Consider the following 510-nt stretch of genomic DNA (forward strand, 5'->3'; position numbering starts at 1 on the left):
TAGGAAACCTTCGGTCTTGGCAGCTACACAAGAAACGAGTTAAATACTTATGCGCGAGGTTAAGGCACGCATTGTGTTACAGGGATAGCCCGGAGTGACCAAGCTTACCTTCCAAATTTATAACGAAAGGGGGAACCCTTCCATGAAATTATTTGTCGGTTTAGACGTAAGTAAAGCGAAGCTTGATGCTTGTTTTCTCTTACGTGAAGATGATACCAATACGATTCTTTGGCAAGAGACAGTAGCGAATAGTGAGTCAGGCGCCACAATGATTAAAGACCAAATCCTTCGCTTTCACGAGGAGTTAGATTTTGACAAAATACTTGTAGGTATGGAAGCGACTGGTCAATACAGTATGCATCCGTCCTTATTCTTCTCAAATGATCCAGAGTTGAAACTGATTAACGTTGAAACCATTGTAGAAAACCCGCGGGTTATTCATCGTTTTTCTAAAGTCTGGACAGAAGAAAAGAATGATAAATTAGACGCCCAAATCATTGCTGAGTTTTT

The 510-nt window shown here is 40.8% G+C and carries 1 protein-coding gene; it reads left to right on the top strand.

Annotated elements, in window-relative coordinates; genetic code table 11:
* Nucleotides 1-142: 142 nt before the first annotated feature.
* Nucleotides 143-510, top strand: a 368-nt coding sequence (locus ACYQ2O_RS12795) for an IS110 family transposase (RefSeq protein ID WP_459771440.1), incomplete at its 3' end; no start/stop codon positions are given.

Source organism: Alkalibacterium sp. m-11, from assembly GCF_054658155.1.